Consider the following 17325-nt stretch of genomic DNA (forward strand, 5'->3'; position numbering starts at 1 on the left):
GCGCCGGCGCCGCCGTTCCTGCTAGTCGCGGTGGTCCTCGGCGACCCACACCGCGAGCTCGTTCCCGCCGGGATCGATGAAGTGGAAGCGTCGGCCGCCGGGAAAGGTGAAGATCGGCCGCGACAGCGTCCCGCCGTTGGCGAGCACCGCGTCGAGCGCTTCCTCGATGTCGTCGACCCGGATCACCGGCAGCGGCGCCGACAGCGCCTCGTTGGGATCGCCCTGCAACCCGAGATCGACATCGCCGCTGGTGGTCGCCGAATAGTCCGGCCCGAACGCGGTGAAGGTCCAGCCGAAGGCCTTGCCGTAGAAGGCCGCGGTCAGTTCGTGCGCGGCGAGGCTCGGCAGCTCGACATAGTCGATCCGCGCCATCAGTAGCGCCGGATCAGGCCGGCGAGCCGGCCCTGGATCTGCACCCGCCGGGGATCGTAGCGCTGCGCCTCGTAGCTGCGGTTGGCGGGATCGAGGCGGACCATCTGCCCTTCGCGCCGGAAGGTCTTGAGCGTCGCCTCGGCCCCGTCGATCAGCGCCACCACGATTTCGCCGTCGCGGGCAATGTCGACCTTGCGGATGAGCGCGAAGTCGCCGTCGAGAATGCCTTCCTCGACCATCGAATCCCCGGCGACCTCGAGCGCATAATGTTCACCCGGGCCGAGCAGCGCGGCGGGAACGGCGAACTGCTCCTGTCCCTGCAGCGCCTCGATCGGGGTGCCGGCCGCGATCCGCCCGTGCAGCGGGATCTCGATCGTGTCGTTGGCCGGGGTGCGCAGCGCCGGGGCGGGCCGAAGCTCGGGCGCGGCGGCGGGCCGGGCGCCGGCGGGCTTCGCCGCCTCGGGCATCCGCAGCACCTCGAGCGCGCGGGCGCGGTTGGGCAGGCGGCGGATGAACTTGCGCTCCTCAAGCGCCGAGATCAGCCGGTGGACCCCCGACTTGCTCTTGAGGTCGAGCGCCTCGCGCATCTCGTCGAAGCTGGGGCTCACCCCCGTCTCGCCAAGCCGGTCATGGATGAACTGGAGAAGTTCGTGCTGCTTGGCAGTAAGCATGGTCGGAGCCCCGAAGAAGGAACGAACGGGGAACGTCTATCGAACGTGCGACTCGGCGTCAAGCAGCCAGGCGGAGGAAGTTCTCGAGGAGATCGCGGCCCTGCTCGGAGGCTACGCTCTCCGGGTGGAACTGGACGCCGTGAACGGGCGCGGCGGGGTGGCGGAGGCCCATGATCGTCCCATCCTCGCTGTGCGCGTTGGCGACGAGGTCGGGACCCGGGACGGCGACCGCGAGCGAATGGTAGCGGGTCATGGTGAGCGGGGAGGGGAGCCGCTCGAACAAGCCGCTGCCGTCATGCGCCACCGCCGCGGTCTTGCCATGGACGGGGAGGGTCCGCTCGACGCTGCCACCCGCGGCGAGCGCGATTGCCTGGTGGCCGAGGCAGACGCCGAGCAAGGGCCGGCGGGCGGCGATGCAGGCGGCGGCGAGCGGGACGGAGATGCCGGCGTCCTCCGGCCCGGCCGGGCCAGGGGAAACCAGCAACGCGTCGGCATCGCTTGAAAGGGCGGCGGCGACGCTCAGTGCGTCATTGCGGACGACCGGGACCTCGGCGCCGAGGCTCAGCAGCTGGTCGACCAGCATGAAGGTGAAGCTGTCGACATTGTCGATCACCAGCACCTTCACGGCCGGGTGTTTCGCCTACTGCCCGCTGGTCAGCAGCCGCTGCCGCCCCTGCGCGATCGCGTCGGCGTTCCGGCGGGTGCCGAGGCTCTTCTGAGCGGCGCGGATGAACTGCTCGGCGAGCTCGCTCCCGGCCTGCTGGTTGAGCTGCGCCTGCTGCTGCGCGATCACGCTCGGGTTGGTGCGGGCGTCGCCGGCGACCACCCGGTCGGCCTTCACCAGGAAGAAGCCCTCGTCGTTCGGGGCAGCGACATATTGCGTCTTGCCGGCGGGCAGGCTGAACAGCATCCGCAGCGCGGGCGGGACATTGCCCTGGAGCTGGAGCAGCTGGATCCGGCGGGCGGTGACCGGCGCGGGCGCCGGGACCGGGACGCCGAGCGTCTTCACCGCCGCGGCGATGCTGCCGTTGCCGACGCGGGCGGCGATCGCCTGGGCGCTCGAGCGGGCCTTGTCGAGCGCGCCCTGGCGGACGAGGTCGGCGCGGACCTGGTCGCCGATCTGCGCCAGCGGAGCCGGCTGCGCCGCGGTGACCGGGCCGAGCGCCACCAGCGCATAGCCGGCATCGCCCTGCAGGTTGACCGCGGTGGGATCGTCGTCGGGCGACAGCGCGAAGCCTTCCTTGAGGACCGGCTGGAGCTCGGCCGGGAGCCTGAAGCCCGGCTGCGTGCGCGACTGGCCGTTGGCGAGCAGCGGCGGGGTCTCGCTGACCGGCAGCTTGTGCTTGGCGACCGTCTCGGTGAAGTTGGCGCCGTTGCTGAGCTCGTCCTCGACGGTGCCGACGAGATCCGCCAGCCCGTCCTTGGCCTTGTCGGCGCGGAGCTTGGCGGCGATCTCGGGGCGGGCCTCGTCGAGCGTCTTGCCGGCCTGGCGCTTGATCCCGTCGACCTTGACCACGACCCAGCCGAGCTCGGTCCTGATCGGGCCGACCACGCCGCCCGACGGCGCCGCGAAGGCGGCCGCGGCGACCTGCGCGTTGGTGAGGTTGGCGAGCGCGTCGCGGGTCTGGTCGCCGAGCGCGATGTCGGCGGCGGCGAGCCCGGCGGGGGCGGCGGCCGCGGCGAACGGCGTGCCCGAGCGGACCTTGGCGGCGATCGCGTCGGCCTGCACCTTGTCGGCGACCACCGCGCGGCTGATCCCGCGGGTCTCCTTCGCCGCATATTGCGCCTGGTTGGCCTGGTAGGCGGCGGCGATCTCTTGGTCGGTCGGGTTGACGTTGGGGAGCTGGTCGGGGCCGATCCGGGCGATCCGCAGCACGCGCTGCTCGGGGACGAGATAGCGGGCGCGGTTCTGGGTGTAATAGGCCTGGACCGCGGCCGGGGTCGGGGCGATCCCCGCCTCGAACGCCTTGGTCGGGATGAAGCCGACCTCGCCCTGGCGCAGCTCCAGCATCAGCGAGGCATAGGGCAGCGCCTGCCCGGTCGGCACGCGGGCCGAGGCGGCGGTCGGGACCACGATCATGCGCTGGAGCAGCGCGGTGCGGATCTCGTCGCGGACCTGCTGGTCGGTCAGCCGCTCCCGCGACAGGAACTGCTGGTAGTTCTGCTCGCTGAACTTGCCGTCCAGCCCGTTGAGGCCGGGGATCTGCGCGATCTCGGCGTCGACCAGCTTGCGCGAGACGTCGAGGTCGGCCTTGTCGCCCATCGCCTGGACCGTCTTGTCCTGCAGCAGCGCCTCGATGATCGCGTCATAGTCGCCCGCGATCGTCGCATAGGTGGCGTTGGGGTTCTGCTGGCGGACCTGCTGCAGCCGCCGCTCGAGCGCGCGGTCGATGTCGGCCTGGGTCAGCGAGGTCGAGCCAACCTTGGCCACGCCGCCGCCGCCGCCGAACCAGCTGAACCCGCCGCCGCTCTGGATGCTGGTCACGTCGGCGAGCCCCCAGGCCGCGAGCATGGTGACGAGCAGGATGGCGAAGATGAATTGGCCGCCCTTGCTGTTGGAAACGCGGCGCAGTGTGGTCAGCATCGGTCTCGGGATCGCTTCAAAGATCGGGAAAGCGGTGCCTTTAGAAGCCGCGGGGATCGGCTTCAAGCTTGGCCTTGGCGGGCCGGACCCCGATTGCTACGCGCTCCGCCAACGATCCGGAGGGGAAGAACATGCAACGTCGCAAGCTGGTGGCCGGCAACTGGAAGATGCACGGCACCGCCGCCGACCTCGACGAGGTGCGGGCGATCGCCGGCGCGGCAGCCCAGTTCGGCGGCCAGGTCGACGTGGCGCTGTGCTTGCCGGGAACGCTGATCCACCGCGCGGCGGACGCGGTGCCCGGCTTCCCGATCGGCGCGCAGGACGTGCACGCGAGCGAGAAGGGCGCCTTCACCGGCGACACGTCGGTGGCGATGCTGCGCGATGCCGGCGCGGTGCTGACCATCGTCGGGCACAGCGAGCGGCGCGACCTGCACCGCGAGGACGATTCGGGCGTCAAGGCCAAGGCCGAGGCCGCGCTCGCCGCCGGGCTCGACGTGATCCTGTGCGTCGGCGAGAGCCTCGAGGAGCGCGAGGCCGGGCGCGCGGTGGCGACGGTGGCGGGGCAACTCGGCGGGTCGCTGCCGGAGCGGATCGACCCGGCCCACCTGGCGCTCGCCTACGAGCCGATCTGGGCGATCGGCACCGGCAAGGTCGCGAGCTGCGACGACATCGCGGAGATCCATGCCGCGATCCGCGCATTGCTGGTCGAACGCTTCGGCGCGGCGGGCGAGGGGGTGCGGATCCTCTACGGCGGCTCAGTCAAGGCGTCGAACGCGGGGGAGATCTTCGCGGTCGCCGACGTCGACGGTGCGCTGGTCGGCGGGGCCAGCCTCAAGGCCGCCGACTTCCTCCCGATCGTCGAGGCGGCGGCGCGCCCCGTTGAAAGCCGCGCCGCCTGACGCTAAGTGGCCGGTTCAGCCCGCAGCGCAAGAAAGTCCCGATGTTCAAGTTCCTCCTCATCTTCCAGATCCTCGTCGGCGTCGGGCTGTGCAGCGTCATCCTGATGCAGCGCTCGGAAGGGGGCGGACTGGGCGTGGGCGGAAGCTCGTCGGGCTTCATGACGGCGCGCGGCGCGGCCGACTTCCTGACCCGGATGACGGCGATCCTCGGCGGCGTGTTCATCGTGGTCTCGATCCTCATGGCGGCGCTCGCCGGGATCAACCGCGAGCCGACCAAGATCGACACCTCGCTGGTCGGCAAGTCGAGCCCGATGGCGCCGACCACCAGCGGCACCCCGCCTACCGTCCCCGGCCCGGCGCAGACGCCGCCACAGTCGACCGGCAACGGCTCGGTCCCGCTCGCCCAGTAAGCCGCTTTTCGGCTGAATTTTCGGGGGCGTTGCAAAAACGCCCCTTGCCCTATCGCGTCTCCAATCCCTAAGGCTCGACTCCCATGGCGCGGTTCATTTTTGTCACCGGCGGCGTGGTTTCCTCGCTCGGAAAAGGTCTTCTCTCGGCGTCCCTCGGGGCGCTTCTGCAGGCGCGCGGCTACAAGGTCCGCATTCGCAAGTTCGACCCTTACCTGAACGTCGATCCGGGGACGATGAGCCCCTACCAGCACGGCGAAGTCTACGTCACCGACGACGGGGCGGAGACCGACCTCGACCTCGGCCACTACGAGCGGTTCACCGGCGTGTCGGCGCACCAGTCGGACAATGTGACGTCCGGGCGAATCTACCGCGACATCATCGCCAAGGAACGGCGCGGCGACTATCTTGGCGCGACCGTCCAGGTGATCCCGCACGTCACCAACGAGATCAAGGCGTTCGCGCTGGCCGATACCGAGGACCTCGACTTCGTCATCTGCGAGATCGGCGGGACGGTCGGCGACATCGAGAGCCTGCCGTTCGTCGAGGCGATCCGCCAGCTGCGGAACGACCTTGGCCGCGACCAGACGGTCAGCGTCCACACGACGCTGGTGCCGTGGATCAAGGCGGCGGGCGAACTGAAGACCAAGCCGACTCAGCACAGCGTCCGCGAGATCGCCAGCCTCGGGGTGCAGCCCGACGTCCTGCTGTGCCGCTGCGAGCTGCCGATCCCGGCGAGCGACAAGGCCAAGATCGCGCAGTTCTGCAACGTGCCCCAGTCGGCGGTGATCACCGCGCTGGATGCGCGGTCGATCTACGACGTGCCGCTGCAATATCATCGCGAGGGCCTCGACGACGAGGTGCTGCGCGCGTTCGGGATCGCCGACGCGCCGCCGCCGGCGATGGCGCAGTGGGACGACATCATGGACCGGCTCGACCATCCCGAGGGGGAGGTCACGATCGGCGTGGTCGGCAAATATGTCGGCCTGCCGGACGCCTACAAGTCCCTGCGCGAGGCGTTGGTCCACGGCGGGATCGCCAACCGGGTCAAGGTCAACATCAACTGGCTCGACGCCGAGCTGTTCGAGGGCGCCGACGGCGAGCTCGCCGGCAAGCTCGAGCCGTGTCACGCGATCCTTGTCCCCGGCGGGTTCGGCGAGCGCGGGTCGGAGGGCAAGATCGCCAGCGTGACCTTCGCCCGGGAGCGCAAGGTGCCCTTCTTCGGCATCTGCCTCGGCATGCAGATGGCGTGCATCGAGGGCGCGCGGAACACCGCCGGGATCGCCGGCGCCTCGACCACCGAGTTCGGCGAGACGAGCGAGCCGGTGGTCGGCCTCATCACCGAGTGGATGAGCAAGGAAGGGCTGCAGGAGCGGGCGGCCGGCGGCGACCTTGGCGGGACCATGCGGCTCGGCGCCTATGAGGCGAAGCTCAGCGGCAACAGCCATGTCGCCTCGATCTACGGCACCACTGACATCTCCGAGCGGCACCGCCATCGCTACGAGGTCAACGCCCACTACAAGCCGGCGCTGGAAGAGGGCGGGCTGGTCTTTTCGGGCATGTCGCCGGACGGGCGGCTGCCGGAGATCGTCGAGCGGCCGGACCATCCCTGGTTCATCGGCGTCCAGTTCCACCCGGAGCTCAAGAGCCGCCCCTTCGCGCCGCACCCGCTGTTCGCCAGCTTCATCGAGGCCGCGCTGAAGCAGTCGCGGCTGGTCTAGCCCGGCAGGGGGCCTTCGTCGAAGGCCTCGATGATCGGGCAGGGGCCGCCGGTGCCGCTCCCGCATTCTCCCGCCAGCCGCGCCAGCGAGGCGCGGGCCTGGCGCAGCTCCTCGATCTTCACATCCAGCGCGGCGATGCGCTGCTCGGTCAGCTCGCGGATGGTGGCACGGTCGTCAGTGCGGTCGAGCTCGAGCAGGCGGCCGATCTCCTCCAGCGTGAAGCCCGCCGCCTGAGCCGAGCGGATGAAGCGGAGGCGGCGGACGTCCGCCTCGTCGTAGCGCCGGATGCCGCCCGCGCTGCCGAAGCCGGCGGGTCGCTCGGGCGTGTCGATCAGCCCGCGGCGCTGGTAGTAGCGGATCGTCTCGACTCCGACCCCGGCGCTGTCCGCCAGCCGGGCGATCGTCAGGCTGGCCATGCTTGACTCCGGACCATGGTACGGACCCCATATGAGGGGCATGGACCGCGAGACAAGCATCGCCGCCGGTGCCAAGACCGCCGCGCTCTACCGCATGGTCATGCCGACCCATGTCTGTCCCTATGGGCTGAAGGCGCTGCACCTGCTGCGGTCGAAGGGCTATGCGGTCGAGGACCATTGGCTGAGGACCCGCGAGGAGACCGACGCCTTCAAGGCCGAGCATGGGGTCAAGACCACGCCGCAGGCATTCGTCGGCGGCGAGCGGATCGGCGGCTACGACGATCTGCGCCGCCACTTCGGCCAGCATGTGCCGGAGCTTGGAGAGACCAGCTACCGGCCGGTCATCGCGCTGTTCGCCATGACCGCGCTGATGGCGCTGGCGGCGAGCGCGGCGGTGTTCGGGACCCCCTTCACGATCCGCGCGGGGGAGTGGTTCATCGCCTTCTCGATGTGCGTGCTGGGGCTCCTCAAGCTGCAGGACGTCGGGAAATTCTCGACCATGTTCCTCAACTACGACCTGCTGGCGCGGCGCTGGGTGCCCTATGCGAGCCTCTATCCCTTCCTCGAAGGACTGGCCGGCGTGTTGATGATCTGGGGCGGGGCGCGCTGGCTCTCCGTGCCGATCGCGCTGGTCATCGGCGGGATCGGCGCGGTGTCGGTGGTGAAGGCGGTCTATGTCGACCGGCGCGAGCTCAAGTGCGCCTGCGTCGGCGGGTCGAGCAACGTGCCGCTGGGGTTCGTCTCGCTGACGGAGAATTTGATGATGGTCGCGATGGCGGCGTGGATGGCACTCGCCTAATATGCGTTCGTTGGCCCATCGATGACCCGCCTGTCCGTCCTCCTGCTGGCGTTCGCCGCGCTGCTGCTGTCCCCGTTCGGGCAGCAAGCCATGGCGGCCGGCCATTGCCTGGGGCGGCCCGCGGCGGCGCACCACATGGACGGGCATGGCGCCAAGCCGGCGACCGCCGCCGACGGCTGCTGCACAGCGCTGGTCGCGGCGCTTCCCGACCAGTCGTATCCGGCACCGGTGCCCCCCGCAGCCGCCGAGCGGCGCGAGCGCGCGCTGGTGGCGCAGCTGAGCGGGATCGAGCCCACCGGCCAGGACCCGCCTCCGCGCGGCTGAGCCCGGGCCGGCGACCGTGCCGGCCGAGCTGATGCCATTCGGAGAAGAGACGTGAAGATCCTGTTGTTTTCGGCCGCCTCGGCGCTCGCGCTCGCCGCGACCCCAGCGGCCGCCCAGATGATGACCATGCCCGGCATGACCATGGACCATGGCCAGCACCGGCGAGCGGCGAAGAAGCCGGCTATCGCGAAGAAGACGGTTGTGAAGAAGACGGTCGCGAAGAAGACCGTTGCCAAGAAGCCCAGTGCCGCCAGCCCCGCAGCGCCCCACGCGGGGCACGGCGTCGCCATGCCGGCAACTGACGATCGCTCCATGCCGATTGGCCAGGGTTCGATGCCGATGGACCATGGCTCCATGCCGATGGGCGGAGGCTCGATGCCGATGGCCGTTCCGGGCGGTCCGGCCCAGCCCGCCATGCCGATGGATCATGGCTCGATGGCAGGCATGGACCATGGCGCGATGGCGGGCATGCACGACATGAAGGCGGGGCTCGGGCCTTACTCGATGAACCGCGAGGCGTCGGGCACCAGCTGGCAGCCCGACACGTCCAACCACATGGGCGTGATGGCGATGGCGGGCGGCTGGCACCTGATGGGGATGGGCGTGCTCAACCTCGTCGCCGACACTCAGGGCTCGCGGCGCGGGGCGGACAAGCTGTTTCCCTCCGGCATGCTGATGGGGATGGCGCAGCATCCGCTCGGCGACGGTACGCTGCAGTTCAAGGCGATGCTCAGTCCCGATCCGATCATGGGCAAGCGCGGCTACCCGCTGCTGCTCGCCAGCGGCGAGACGGCGGACGGGGTGACCCGGCTGGTGGACCGCCAGCACCCGCACGACTTCTTCATGGAGCTTTCGGCGAGCGTCTCGCAGAATGTCGGCCGGAAGGGCAGCGTCTTCCTCTACGCCGGGCTGCCGGGCGAGCCGGCGTTCGGGCCGCCGACCTTCATGCACCGCGAATCGATCATGGACTCGCCCGAGGCGCCGATCGCCCACCACTGGCTCGACAGCACCCACATCAGCTTCGGAGTGCTGACCGCCGGCGCGGTGCTCGGCAACGCCAAGGTCGAGGTCAGCCGCTTCAACGGGCGCGAGCCGGACCAGCACCGCTGGAACATCGAGACGGGGCCGCTCGATTCCACCGCGGTCCGCCTGTCGTGGAACCCGACCCGCGAGCTCTCGCTGCAGGGGAGCTGGGGGCATTTCAAGGATCCCGAGCAGCTCGAGCCCGGAGTCGACCAGGAGCGGCTGTCAGCCAGCGCCATCTACACGCGACAGATCGGCCCCGACCTTCACTGGTCGACCACGCTCGCCTGGGGGCGCAAGACGGTCGAGCACCACAAGGACGATGCCTTCGTCCTCGAAAGCTCGGTCCGCAAGGGCGAGTGGACCGTCTTTGGTCGCGGCGAGGTGACCGAGAACAGCGAGCTGCTCGACACGGCCGAGCATGGGCCGTCGTTCCGCGTCGGCAAGGTCTCGCTCGGCGCGGTGCGCGACGTGCCGGTGGCGGAGCATGTCGCGCTCGGGGTTGGCGCCCTCGCCAGCGTCAATTTTCTCCCTGCCGACCTCGCGCCCCTTTATGGCGGCCGGCATCCGCTCGGCGCGATGGGGTTTGTTCGGATGAAGGTTAATTAACGGTTCGCTAGCGGAACAGTCGTGGCGGTGACCTGTTCATCGGGCAGATTCGCAGGAGGAACCTAATGCTAGCCATCATAGCCATTATCCTGATCGTTCTCTGGCTTGGCGGCTTCGCCCTGCATGTCGGCGGCGGGCTCATTCATATCCTGCTGGTGATCGGTGTGATCGTGCTCATCGTCCACTTCCTCCGCGGCCGCGGCGTTTGATCGTCTGATCGACTGACGGGCGGAGCCTGCCATTGCGGGCTCCGCACCGCTTGCCTAGATGCGTCCGGGTATGAGCAACACCGTCTCGACCCGCATGCTGATTCTCGGTTCCGGCCCGGCCGGGCTGACCGCCGCCATCTACGCCGCGCGCGCCGGCCTCTCGCCCATCGTGGTGCAGGGCATCCAGCCCGGCGGGCAGCTCACCACCACCACCGACGTCGAGAATTATCCCGGCTTCCGCGAGGTCATCCAGGGCCCGTGGCTGGTCGAGGAGATGCAGGCCCAGGCCGAGCATGTCGGCACCAAGATGGTGTGGGATCATATCAGCGCGGTCGACCTCAAGCAGCGGCCGTTCCGGCTGACCGGCGACAGCGGCACCACCTATGTCGCCGACACGCTGGTGATCGCGACCGGCGCGCAGGCCAAGTGGCTGGGGCTGCCGTCCGAGGAGCATATGAAGGGCAAGGGCGCGAGCGCCTGCGCGACCTGCGACGGCTTCTTCTATCGCGGCAAGAAAGTCGCGGTGATCGGCGGCGGCAACACCGCGGTGGAGGAGGCGCTCTACCTCACCAACCACAGCCACGACGTGACCCTGATCCATCGCCGCGACAGCCTTCGCGCCGAGAAGATCCTGCAGGACCGGTTGTTCGCGCACCCCGGGATCAAGGTGATCTGGAACCACAAAGTGACCGAGTTCCTCGCCGGCGGGACGCCCGAGGCGCTGGTCGGGCTCGAGCTCCAGGACACCCGCACCGGCGCGACCCGCACGCTCGACGTCGAGGGCGCGTTCGTCGCGATCGGGCACCACCCGGCGACCGAGCTGTTCACCGGCCAGCTCGAAGTCGACGACGACGGCTACCTCAAGGTCGAGACCGGCTCGACCCGCACCTCGATCCCCGGCGTGTTCGCTTGCGGCGACGTGATGGACAAGATCTACCGCCAGGCGGTGACGGCGGCCGGCACTGGCTGCATGGCTGCGCTCGACGCCGAGCGGTGGCTCGCCGAGCAGGAGTTCGAGGCGCTGCAGGCGGCGGAGTAGGCTTCGCCGCCGAGCGGCCGTGTCGCCGCTCAGCCGTTTCGGAGCGGGGCCGGCAGCTTGCTGTCGGGCAGTTTCGCGACGAGGTGATCCTTGATGATCGCGGCGCAGTCCGCGTCGCCGGCATGCACCATTTCCTCGCCGGCCTGGTAGGACAGCTGGTCATATTTGATCGACCGCACGAACTGCAGTTCCTCGCCCTCTAGCGGGCGAAAGAGCGAGTTCTGCCGCAGCGGGCATTCCGTGCAGTCAACGAACACCGGGCGGTCGTCCCTTCTCCGGGCGGTGGCATCCTTGCCCCATTCGATGTCCTCTCTCTCCACCAACGAAGCGTTCCTTTGTCAAAGGGGTGGCCGCTCCGCGACAGTCTAAATTGAGACCCTTGAGGCGGGCCGACGGCTTACGCAGAGCCAGCGCCCGGCAGTGACCGGAGAGGGCTGCGGCGGATGGAGCGATATATTTTCATGTCTGCGACGGCCGGGAATATCCCGACCTTCAGGGCACCCTCCTGCCCGACAGCGAGGCCGTGCGGCGGGAGGCCGTCCGGTTCGCGGGGCCGCGCCCGGCCGGGCGCCCGCGCTCAGCGCCCGCGCACGCGCTCCACGAAGGCGAGCAGCGAACCATAGGTGAGGAAGTCCTCGGCCTCGACCTCGTCGTCCTCGATGGTGAGGTGGAAGCGGTCCTCGATCCCGGTCAGCAGGTTGGCGACCGCCATGGAGTCGAACTCGGGCAAAGCGCCGAACAGCTCGAGGTCGCGGGTCAGCGCGGCGACGCGGTCGGCGGGGAGGCCGAGCACGTCGGCGAGCAGGCCGCGAAGCGCGGGGTCGAGGTCTTGCTGCGCGCGGGCGGCGTTCATGGCGGGGCGCCCTAGACAATGCTGCGGTGCAGCGCAACGTTCAGCCCGGCGGGCGGCGTTCCAGCTTGGCGAGCTCGACCAGGATCCGAAGCTCGATCTCCTGTTCGAGCGCGGCGAGATCCGGGTCGTCCGAGCGGCGGCGCCCGCGCGCCCAGTCGCGAAGCATGCGGATGCGTTCGGGCGGCACGCTGCCGTGGACCAGCGCTCGGCGCAGCGCGTCCAGCCCGTCGAGCCCGCGCTCGGCCTCGCGCGGGCCCGCGCCCCGGCCGGGCGTCCCGGCGTCCGTGGCGGCGAGGGTGACCAGCATCGCCACCGAGGGCGCGATGCCGCCGACCTGTCCGGGCTGCGCGGCCGGCGGGACTGGCGGGGCCGGCTGCGCGAAGGAGGCGGGGCGGGCATCCGGCTTCTCGGCCGGGGCGAGCAGCGCCGACTGGAGCAGGGCCGTGACTGCATCCACCTGCATTTCGGACGGGCCTTTCGAACCGAGGCGTCTGCTCTTCCTATAAGAGAAGGGCGGTCCGGCCCGGCCGCGGAGGAGCGGTTTTTGACGAGCATCTCGACACGGCTGGCCCTCTCCGCCGCGCTAACGGCCGCGCTGCCCGGCTGGGCAGCGGCGGCGAGCCCGCGGATCAAGGACATCGTCAGCGTCGAGAATGTCCGTGCCAACCAGCTGGTCGGCTACGGGCTGGTGGTCGGGCTGGCGGGCACCGGCGACCGGCTGCTCAACTCGCCCTTCACCGAGGAATCGATGCAGTCGATGCTCGAGCGGCTGGGCGTCAACGTCCGCGGCTCGCAGATGCGGATCCAGAACGTCGCGGCGGTGACCCTGACCGCCTCGCTCCCGCCGTTCGCGCGGGCGGGGTCGACCATCGACGTGCAGGTCTCCGCGCTGGGCGATGCGAGCAGCCTGCAGGGCGGGACCCTGCTGGCGGCGCCGCTCAAGGGGCTCGACGGGCAGGTCTATGCGATGGCGCAGGGACCGGTCGCGGTGAGCGGCTTCAAGGCGCAGGGCGCGGCGGCCAAGGTCAACCGCGGGGTGCTGACCAGCGCGCGGATCGCGGACGGGGCGATCGTCGAGCGGGAGGTCGCCTTCAGCCTGGCTTCGGCGGGCTCGCTCAAGCTGGCGCTGCGCAACCCCGACTTCACCACCGCGCAGCGGGTCGCCGGCGCGATCGACCGCCGCTTTCCCGGCGCCGCGCGGGTGCTGGACCCGGCGACGGTCGAGCTTCGCCCGGCCCCCGGGACCTCCCTGATCGACACCTACAGCCAGGTCGAGAATGTCGAGGTCGCGGTCGACCAGCCGGCGCGGATCATCATCAACGAGGCGGCGGGCACGGTCGTGATGAGCGCCGACGTGCGGATCAGCCCGGTCGCGATCGCGCAGGGCGGGCTGACGATCAGCGTCAGCGAGGCGCCGCAGGTTGCGCAGCCGGCCCCGCTGTCGGGCGGCGAGACGGCCACCGTGCCGCGCACCGCGGTCCAGGTCGACGACGGCGGCGGCAAGTCGCTGGCGATGGTCGAGGGCGCCTCGCTTCGCGAGCTGGTCACCGGGCTGAACGCGCTCGGCGTCTCGCCGCGCGACCTCATCACCATCCTCCAGGCGGTCAAGAGCGCCGGAGCCCTCCAGACCGACATCGAGGTCCAATGAGCTTCCTCCAGCCTATTCGCGCCGCCGCGGCCCTCCCGACCTCGTCCCTGCCGGTCGCAGGCGGGGCGGAGAAGGTGGCGCGCGACTTCGAGGCGATTTTCGCCGGGCAGCTCGCCAAGCTGATGCTGGAGAGCGTCAGCGTCGACAGCCAGTTCGGCGGCGGCCACGGCGAGGAGATGTTCCGCGGCATGCTCGCCGAGCGGCTGGGCGAGGAGATCACCCGCAACGGCAGCTTCGGGCTGAAGGCCGCGGTGCTCGCGCAGATCCAGCAGATCCAGGACCAGATGAAATGAGCGAGGCGATGGTCGAGGCGATGGAGGCGCTGACCGCCCTGATGGACGAGGAATGCACGCTGCTGAAGGGCGGCGTCGACCACCAGGGGGTCGCCGCGATCGCCGCCGCCAAGCAGAAGCTCACCGCCAGGCTCGAGGCGCAGACCGTCTTCCTCGACCGGGAGGAGCCGGGCTGGCGCGAGCGGCTGTCGCCCGAGATGCTCCACCTCACGAGGCAGATGCAGCAGTCGGCGGCGCGCAACGCGGCGATGCTCCGGCGGCAGATCGAGCTGTCGCGCGACCTGCTCGACGCGATCGCCGCGGAGGCGCAGCGGCTGACCGGGCTGCGGGTCGACACCTATGGCGACCAGGGCGCGATCAGCCGGTTCGACCAGCCGGCGCCGCTGGCGATCAACGCCCGCGCCTAGCTGCCGCCGGTCCGCCCGAGCGCGGTCTTCATCAGCTGCATCTGCTTGCGATAGAGATTGGTCAGCACCGCGAAGTCGGCCTGGACCTGCCCCAGCCGGAGCAGCTGGTCCTCGAGCGAGACATTGTTGCCGTCGGGCTTGGTCTCGCTGACGTCGGGATCGAGGATCGTCGGGGTCGAGGAAGGCGTTGCGCCGAGCGCGGCCATGGCGCTGGTGACCCGGACGGTGGGGCGCTGGACGGCAACGCCGGAGCGAATGTCGAGCAAGGCGCCGAAGTCCGGCTCGCCGAGGGTTCGGGCCTCGAAGCCCGGCGTATCGCTGTTGGCGACATTCTCGGCGATGACCTTCTGCCGCTCCGACAGGTGTCGCATCGCGGCGGCGATCCCGTCGACGAGACGCAGGCCTCCCATCAGGCGCCGAGCCTCGCCAGCGCGTCGCGGTAGCGGGCGAGCTGCGCGGCCTGGTAGGGCGAGACCCGCCCGCCGCGGCCGGCGCCGTCGACCAGCGCCGCCTTGTTGTCGTCCCAGTAGAGCGAGTGGAAGGCGGTCTGGCTGGTCGACAGCGCCGCCTTGATGCGGTCGAGCGCAAGTGCGGCGGAGGGCGCGTCGGAGAGGTTGAGCGCGGCGCTGAGCTCGAGGCTGTAATGCCCGCCGGGGCGGACCCGCGGCGCCCGCGACGGGAGTGGGGCGTCGGCGGTGAGCCGGGCCGGCTCGAGCCCGAGCTTGGCCAGCGCGTCGCGGCCGTCTGGCCCCCGGAGCAGTTCGACGGTGTGACCGGGGGCGACCTCGATGCGCAAATCGCGGCCGTCCCCGGTCGTCGCGGCGGAGATGGGAACATTGGCTCCCGCCGCTTTCCGAAGCTTGTCGACGAGGCTGGACAGCGTGTCCGCGGCGTCGATGCTGACCCGCCTGAGCGCGCCGCCGTCGACCCGCAGCGCCAGCTGGTCGCCGGGGCGGAGGCTGGTGGTGGCGACCAGTCGCTCGCTGTCGGGCGGGTTGATCCAGCCCTGGTGGAAGCCGAGCGCCTCGACCGCGCCGCCGCCGCCGGCCGCGACCGAGAGCGAGACCGGCTCCATCCGGCTCGCCGCGCGGCCCCACTGCCGGACCGGGCCGAGGCTGCCGTCGGCGGGGTCGATGCGGGCGACGAAGGCGTCGAGCGCGCCGACCCGGGCGTCGCCGAGCACCCCGTCGGTCCGCCCGCCGGCGAACAGCGCGCCGTCGACGAAGGCGAGGCTGTCGACCCGGTCGGAGCCGGCGCTGGCGATGCTGGTCGTCCCGGCGAGCGCGAGGTCGGGGCCGATGCGGAGGACCAGCCCGTCGCCCGCGGCATGGCCGCCAACGGCAACGGAGGTCCCGTCGACCGCGAGCGCCTGCGCGTCGATCAACCCGAGGTCGAGCGTGCCGAGATCGGCGCCGAGCGCGGCCGGATCGAGCCGGCGGAGGGTGGCGGCGGCGCCGTTCTGGGTGAGCAGCAGCAGCCGCCCGCCGGAGTCTTCCCCGAGCGCCCGCACGATCGAGCCCGCGATGCTCCGCCGCTCGGCGATCCGCCCGTCGGGGTCGAGGCGGGCGAGCAGGGCGGAGCCGTCGGCCGAGCGGCCGCCGACCACCACGCTGCCGTCGCCGAGCGCCGTTACCGCGGTGGCGCTGTCCGCGCCGACCGAGCGGATCAGCGTGGCGGAGCGCTCGTCGCCGGCCTCGTCGAAGCGGACGACCAGCATGTCGCCGTCGCTCGACTGGCCGTCGAAACTGCCTTCGACCGTCCCGGCGACGACCACGCCGCCGTCGGGCGCCAGGCTGATCGCGGCGCCGGCGGCGGTGTCGGTCGCGCCGAGGCTGCGCTGCCAGACCAGACCCCCGTCGCTGCCGAGCTTGGTGAGAACGAGATCGCCGCGACCATTGCCGATGTTGGTGCCGAGATCGCCCGGGGTCGTTCCGACCAGATAGGTGAAGCCCTGGGCGTCGGTGACGCTGGCGGCGGTGAGGAGGGGCGCGGCGGCCGGCGCGACGCTCGCGCCGGCGATCGACGCGAGCCTCGCCTCCGCGCTGGCCGCCGGGTCGAGCGCCGACAGGCTCGCCACGGTGCGCCGCTCGAGCGTGCCGGCGGGATCGTCGAAGCGGAAGATGCCGGTCGCGGTGGGCGCCTCGAGCGTGCTTCGCCCGCTCGCCGCGACCAGCGCGTCGGGAGCCCCCTGCTGCTCGATCGCCACCTGCTCGACGTCGCTGTCGAGCTGGAGCCCCCAGCCATTCTCCTGCCGGACCGCCTCGAACCGCGCTCGCCACTTGGGAATGGGATCGCCGCCGGTGTCGAGCGCCACGCTGCCGTCGGCGGTCAGGCGGGGGATGGAGGCGATCGCCGCGTTGAGCATGGCGGTGATGCTGTCGAGCGTCGGCGGTTGCGGGCCGTGGCTGAGGTCGACGGTGACCCGGTCGAGGCTGGTGACGCTGCGCAGGGTGATGGTGAAGACCTCGGTGCCGCCGAGCCCGGGCAGCGCATCGCTGCGCAGCTTGACGATCGCGCGCCCGGGCAGCTCGAGCACCGGGCTGCGGCCAGCGGCGACGCTATCGGCGCGGCGCGCGGCGACCCCGAAGGCGATGGTCAGCCGGTCGGCTGGCGCGCTGGCGAGGAAGGACTGGAGCTCGCCAAGGCCGTGGGCGAAGCTGGCCTGCAGCTGGCGGCGGGTCGCGTCGGTGGCGCCGGGCTCGGCCGCGCCCTCGGCGAGCACCCGCAGCCGGTCGAGCGCCTTCCAGGTGATGAAGGCGCTGGAGACGTCGTCGGGCAGCCCGCGCGCGGCGTCGGGGCGGTCGATCAGCGAGGCCAGCCGGCGGACCGCCGCGAGCTGGGTCGAGGCGGGGAGGGCGGAGCCGGGCTCCTTCCACGGCGGGGTGACGGGGGCGAGCGTGAACTGCGCTTTGGCCTGGCGGACGGCGCGGCTCTCGACCGGCGCGGAGAGGCCTGCCGCGAAGGCGGGAGTGCCGCCGCTCAGCATCGCCAGACCGATCAGACCATTGTTGAGGTCGGGCACCGCGCTCGTCCTTTCTCCGCCTATAATAG

The 17325-nt window shown here is 71.0% G+C and carries 21 protein-coding genes and 1 pseudogene; 12 read left to right on the forward strand and 10 right to left on the reverse strand.

All coding sequences use genetic code 11. From position 1 onward, the window contains the following. Positions 1-21 precede the first annotated feature (21 nt). From HMF7854_RS07525 to HMF7854_RS07540, 4 genes are read right to left on the reverse strand one after another with little or no spacing between them, the layout of a single operon-like run. On the reverse strand, positions 22-372 hold the full coding sequence (locus HMF7854_RS07525; protein WP_126718533.1) for a VOC family protein: 351 nt from the start codon (positions 370-372) through the stop codon (positions 22-24). Beyond that, positions 372-1043: a transcriptional repressor LexA gene (lexA, locus tag HMF7854_RS07530; RefSeq protein ID WP_126718534.1), complete on the reverse strand. Its 672-nt coding sequence runs from the start codon at positions 1041-1043 to the stop codon at positions 372-374. Before lexA ends, HMF7854_RS07525 begins: the two co-directional genes overlap by 1 nt. Positions 1044-1101: 58 nt before the next feature. Then, positions 1102-1668, reverse strand: a complete 567-nt coding sequence (locus tag HMF7854_RS07535) for an anthranilate synthase component II (RefSeq protein WP_221766420.1) — start codon at positions 1666-1668, stop codon at positions 1102-1104. Positions 1669-1683: 15 nt separating this feature from the next. Next, positions 1684-3627, reverse strand: coding sequence for a peptidylprolyl isomerase (locus HMF7854_RS07540; protein WP_126718535.1), 1944 nt, complete (start codon positions 3625-3627; stop codon positions 1684-1686). 131 nt (positions 3628-3758) lie between these two features. Between HMF7854_RS07540 and tpiA the strand changes: the two genes are divergently transcribed. The 3 genes from tpiA to HMF7854_RS07555 all read left to right on the forward strand — a co-directional run bounded on the left by tpiA (position 3759) and on the right by HMF7854_RS07555 (position 6654). Further along, on the forward strand, positions 3759-4526 hold the full coding sequence (gene tpiA, locus HMF7854_RS07545) for a triose-phosphate isomerase (RefSeq protein ID WP_126718536.1): 768 nt from the start codon (positions 3759-3761) through the stop codon (positions 4524-4526). A gap of 41 nt (positions 4527-4567) precedes the next feature. After that, the gene (gene secG, locus HMF7854_RS07550; protein ID WP_126718537.1) at positions 4568-4936 is read left to right on the forward strand and encodes a preprotein translocase subunit SecG; all 369 of its coding nucleotides are present in this window, start codon (positions 4568-4570) and stop codon (positions 4934-4936) included. Between the two features lie 83 nt (positions 4937-5019). After that, on the forward strand, positions 5020-6654 hold the full coding sequence (locus HMF7854_RS07555) for a CTP synthase (protein WP_126718538.1): 1635 nt from the start codon (positions 5020-5022) through the stop codon (positions 6652-6654). Here HMF7854_RS07555 and HMF7854_RS07560 read toward each other — a convergent pair. Next, positions 6651-7070: a MerR family transcriptional regulator gene (locus HMF7854_RS07560; protein ID WP_126718539.1), complete on the reverse strand. Its 420-nt coding sequence runs from the start codon at positions 7068-7070 to the stop codon at positions 6651-6653. The two genes, HMF7854_RS07555 and HMF7854_RS07560, sit on opposite strands and share 4 nt — an antisense overlap. 40 nt (positions 7071-7110) lie before the next feature. Between HMF7854_RS07560 and HMF7854_RS07565 the strand changes: the two genes are divergently transcribed. The 5 genes from HMF7854_RS07565 (at position 7111) to trxB (ending at position 11073) form a co-directional block, all read left to right on the forward strand. Beyond that, on the forward strand, positions 7111-7869 hold the full coding sequence (locus HMF7854_RS07565) for a glutaredoxin (RefSeq protein ID WP_239016887.1): 759 nt from the start codon (positions 7111-7113) through the stop codon (positions 7867-7869). Positions 7870-7890: 21 nt separating this feature from the next. Continuing rightward, complete coding sequence (locus HMF7854_RS07570) at positions 7891-8193, forward strand: hypothetical protein (RefSeq protein WP_126718540.1); 303 nt, start codon at positions 7891-7893, stop codon at positions 8191-8193. Between the two features lie 51 nt (positions 8194-8244). Continuing rightward, positions 8245-9825, forward strand: coding sequence for a hypothetical protein (locus HMF7854_RS07575; RefSeq protein WP_126718541.1), 1581 nt, complete (start codon positions 8245-8247; stop codon positions 9823-9825). Positions 9826-9890: 65 nt separating this feature from the next. Further along, positions 9891-10034, forward strand: coding sequence for a lmo0937 family membrane protein (locus HMF7854_RS07580; protein WP_126718542.1), 144 nt, complete (start codon positions 9891-9893; stop codon positions 10032-10034). Positions 10035-10104: 70 nt separating this feature from the next. After that, positions 10105-11073 carry a thioredoxin-disulfide reductase gene (gene trxB / locus HMF7854_RS07585; RefSeq protein ID WP_126718543.1) on the forward strand — a complete coding sequence of 323 codons (969 nt, stop codon included), beginning with the start codon at positions 10105-10107 and terminating at the stop codon, positions 11071-11073. A gap of 29 nt (positions 11074-11102) precedes the next feature. On the opposite strand, the gene HMF7854_RS07590 is transcribed toward trxB, so the two are convergent. Continuing rightward, the gene (locus HMF7854_RS07590) at positions 11103-11393 is read right to left on the reverse strand and encodes a hypothetical protein (protein WP_126718544.1); all 291 of its coding nucleotides are present in this window, start codon (positions 11391-11393) and stop codon (positions 11103-11105) included. Between the two features lie 131 nt (positions 11394-11524). Here HMF7854_RS07590 and HMF7854_RS16255 point away from each other — a divergent pair. Then, positions 11525-11614 (forward strand): annotated as a pseudogene (locus tag HMF7854_RS16255) (DUF6894 family protein); the annotation flags it as partial. 36 nt (positions 11615-11650) lie between these two features. Here HMF7854_RS16255 and HMF7854_RS07595 read toward each other — a convergent pair. Then, complete coding sequence (locus HMF7854_RS07595) at positions 11651-11926, reverse strand: acyl carrier protein (RefSeq protein WP_126718545.1); 276 nt, start codon at positions 11924-11926, stop codon at positions 11651-11653. A 40-nt stretch (positions 11927-11966) separates the two neighbouring features. Next, entirely contained in the window at positions 11967-12389 is a 423-nt protein-coding gene (locus HMF7854_RS07600) for a flagellar assembly protein FliX (RefSeq protein WP_126718546.1), read from the reverse strand. Positions 12390-12470: 81 nt separating this feature from the next. Between HMF7854_RS07600 and HMF7854_RS07605 the strand changes: the two genes are divergently transcribed. The 3 genes from HMF7854_RS07605 to HMF7854_RS07615 are packed head-to-tail and all read left to right on the forward strand — an operon-like array spanning position 12471 to position 14274. Next, positions 12471-13574 (forward strand): flagellar basal body P-ring protein FlgI, encoded by a 1104-nt coding sequence (locus HMF7854_RS07605; RefSeq protein WP_126718547.1) that lies wholly within the window; start codon positions 12471-12473, stop codon positions 13572-13574. Further along, on the forward strand, positions 13571-13867 hold the full coding sequence (locus HMF7854_RS07610) for a rod-binding protein (RefSeq protein WP_126718548.1): 297 nt from the start codon (positions 13571-13573) through the stop codon (positions 13865-13867). The genes HMF7854_RS07605 and HMF7854_RS07610 overlap by 4 nt, the downstream gene beginning before the upstream one ends. Further along, positions 13864-14274, forward strand: coding sequence for a flagellar protein FlgN (locus HMF7854_RS07615; protein ID WP_126718549.1), 411 nt, complete (start codon positions 13864-13866; stop codon positions 14272-14274). Before HMF7854_RS07610 ends, HMF7854_RS07615 begins: the two co-directional genes overlap by 4 nt. On the opposite strand, the gene HMF7854_RS07620 is transcribed toward HMF7854_RS07615, so the two are convergent. After that, on the reverse strand, positions 14271-14684 hold the full coding sequence (locus tag HMF7854_RS07620) for a flagellar basal body protein (RefSeq protein WP_239016888.1): 414 nt from the start codon (positions 14682-14684) through the stop codon (positions 14271-14273). The two genes, HMF7854_RS07615 and HMF7854_RS07620, sit on opposite strands and share 4 nt — an antisense overlap. Continuing rightward, complete coding sequence (locus tag HMF7854_RS07625) at positions 14684-17296, reverse strand: hypothetical protein (protein ID WP_126718550.1); 2613 nt, start codon at positions 17294-17296, stop codon at positions 14684-14686. The genes HMF7854_RS07620 and HMF7854_RS07625 overlap by 1 nt, the downstream gene beginning before the upstream one ends. Between the last annotated feature and the right edge of the window lie 29 nt (positions 17297-17325).

The sequence above is a fragment of the Sphingomonas ginkgonis genome (assembly GCF_003970925.1).
In the GTDB taxonomy this organism is placed as follows: domain Bacteria; phylum Pseudomonadota; class Alphaproteobacteria; order Sphingomonadales; family Sphingomonadaceae; genus Sphingomicrobium; species Sphingomicrobium ginkgonis.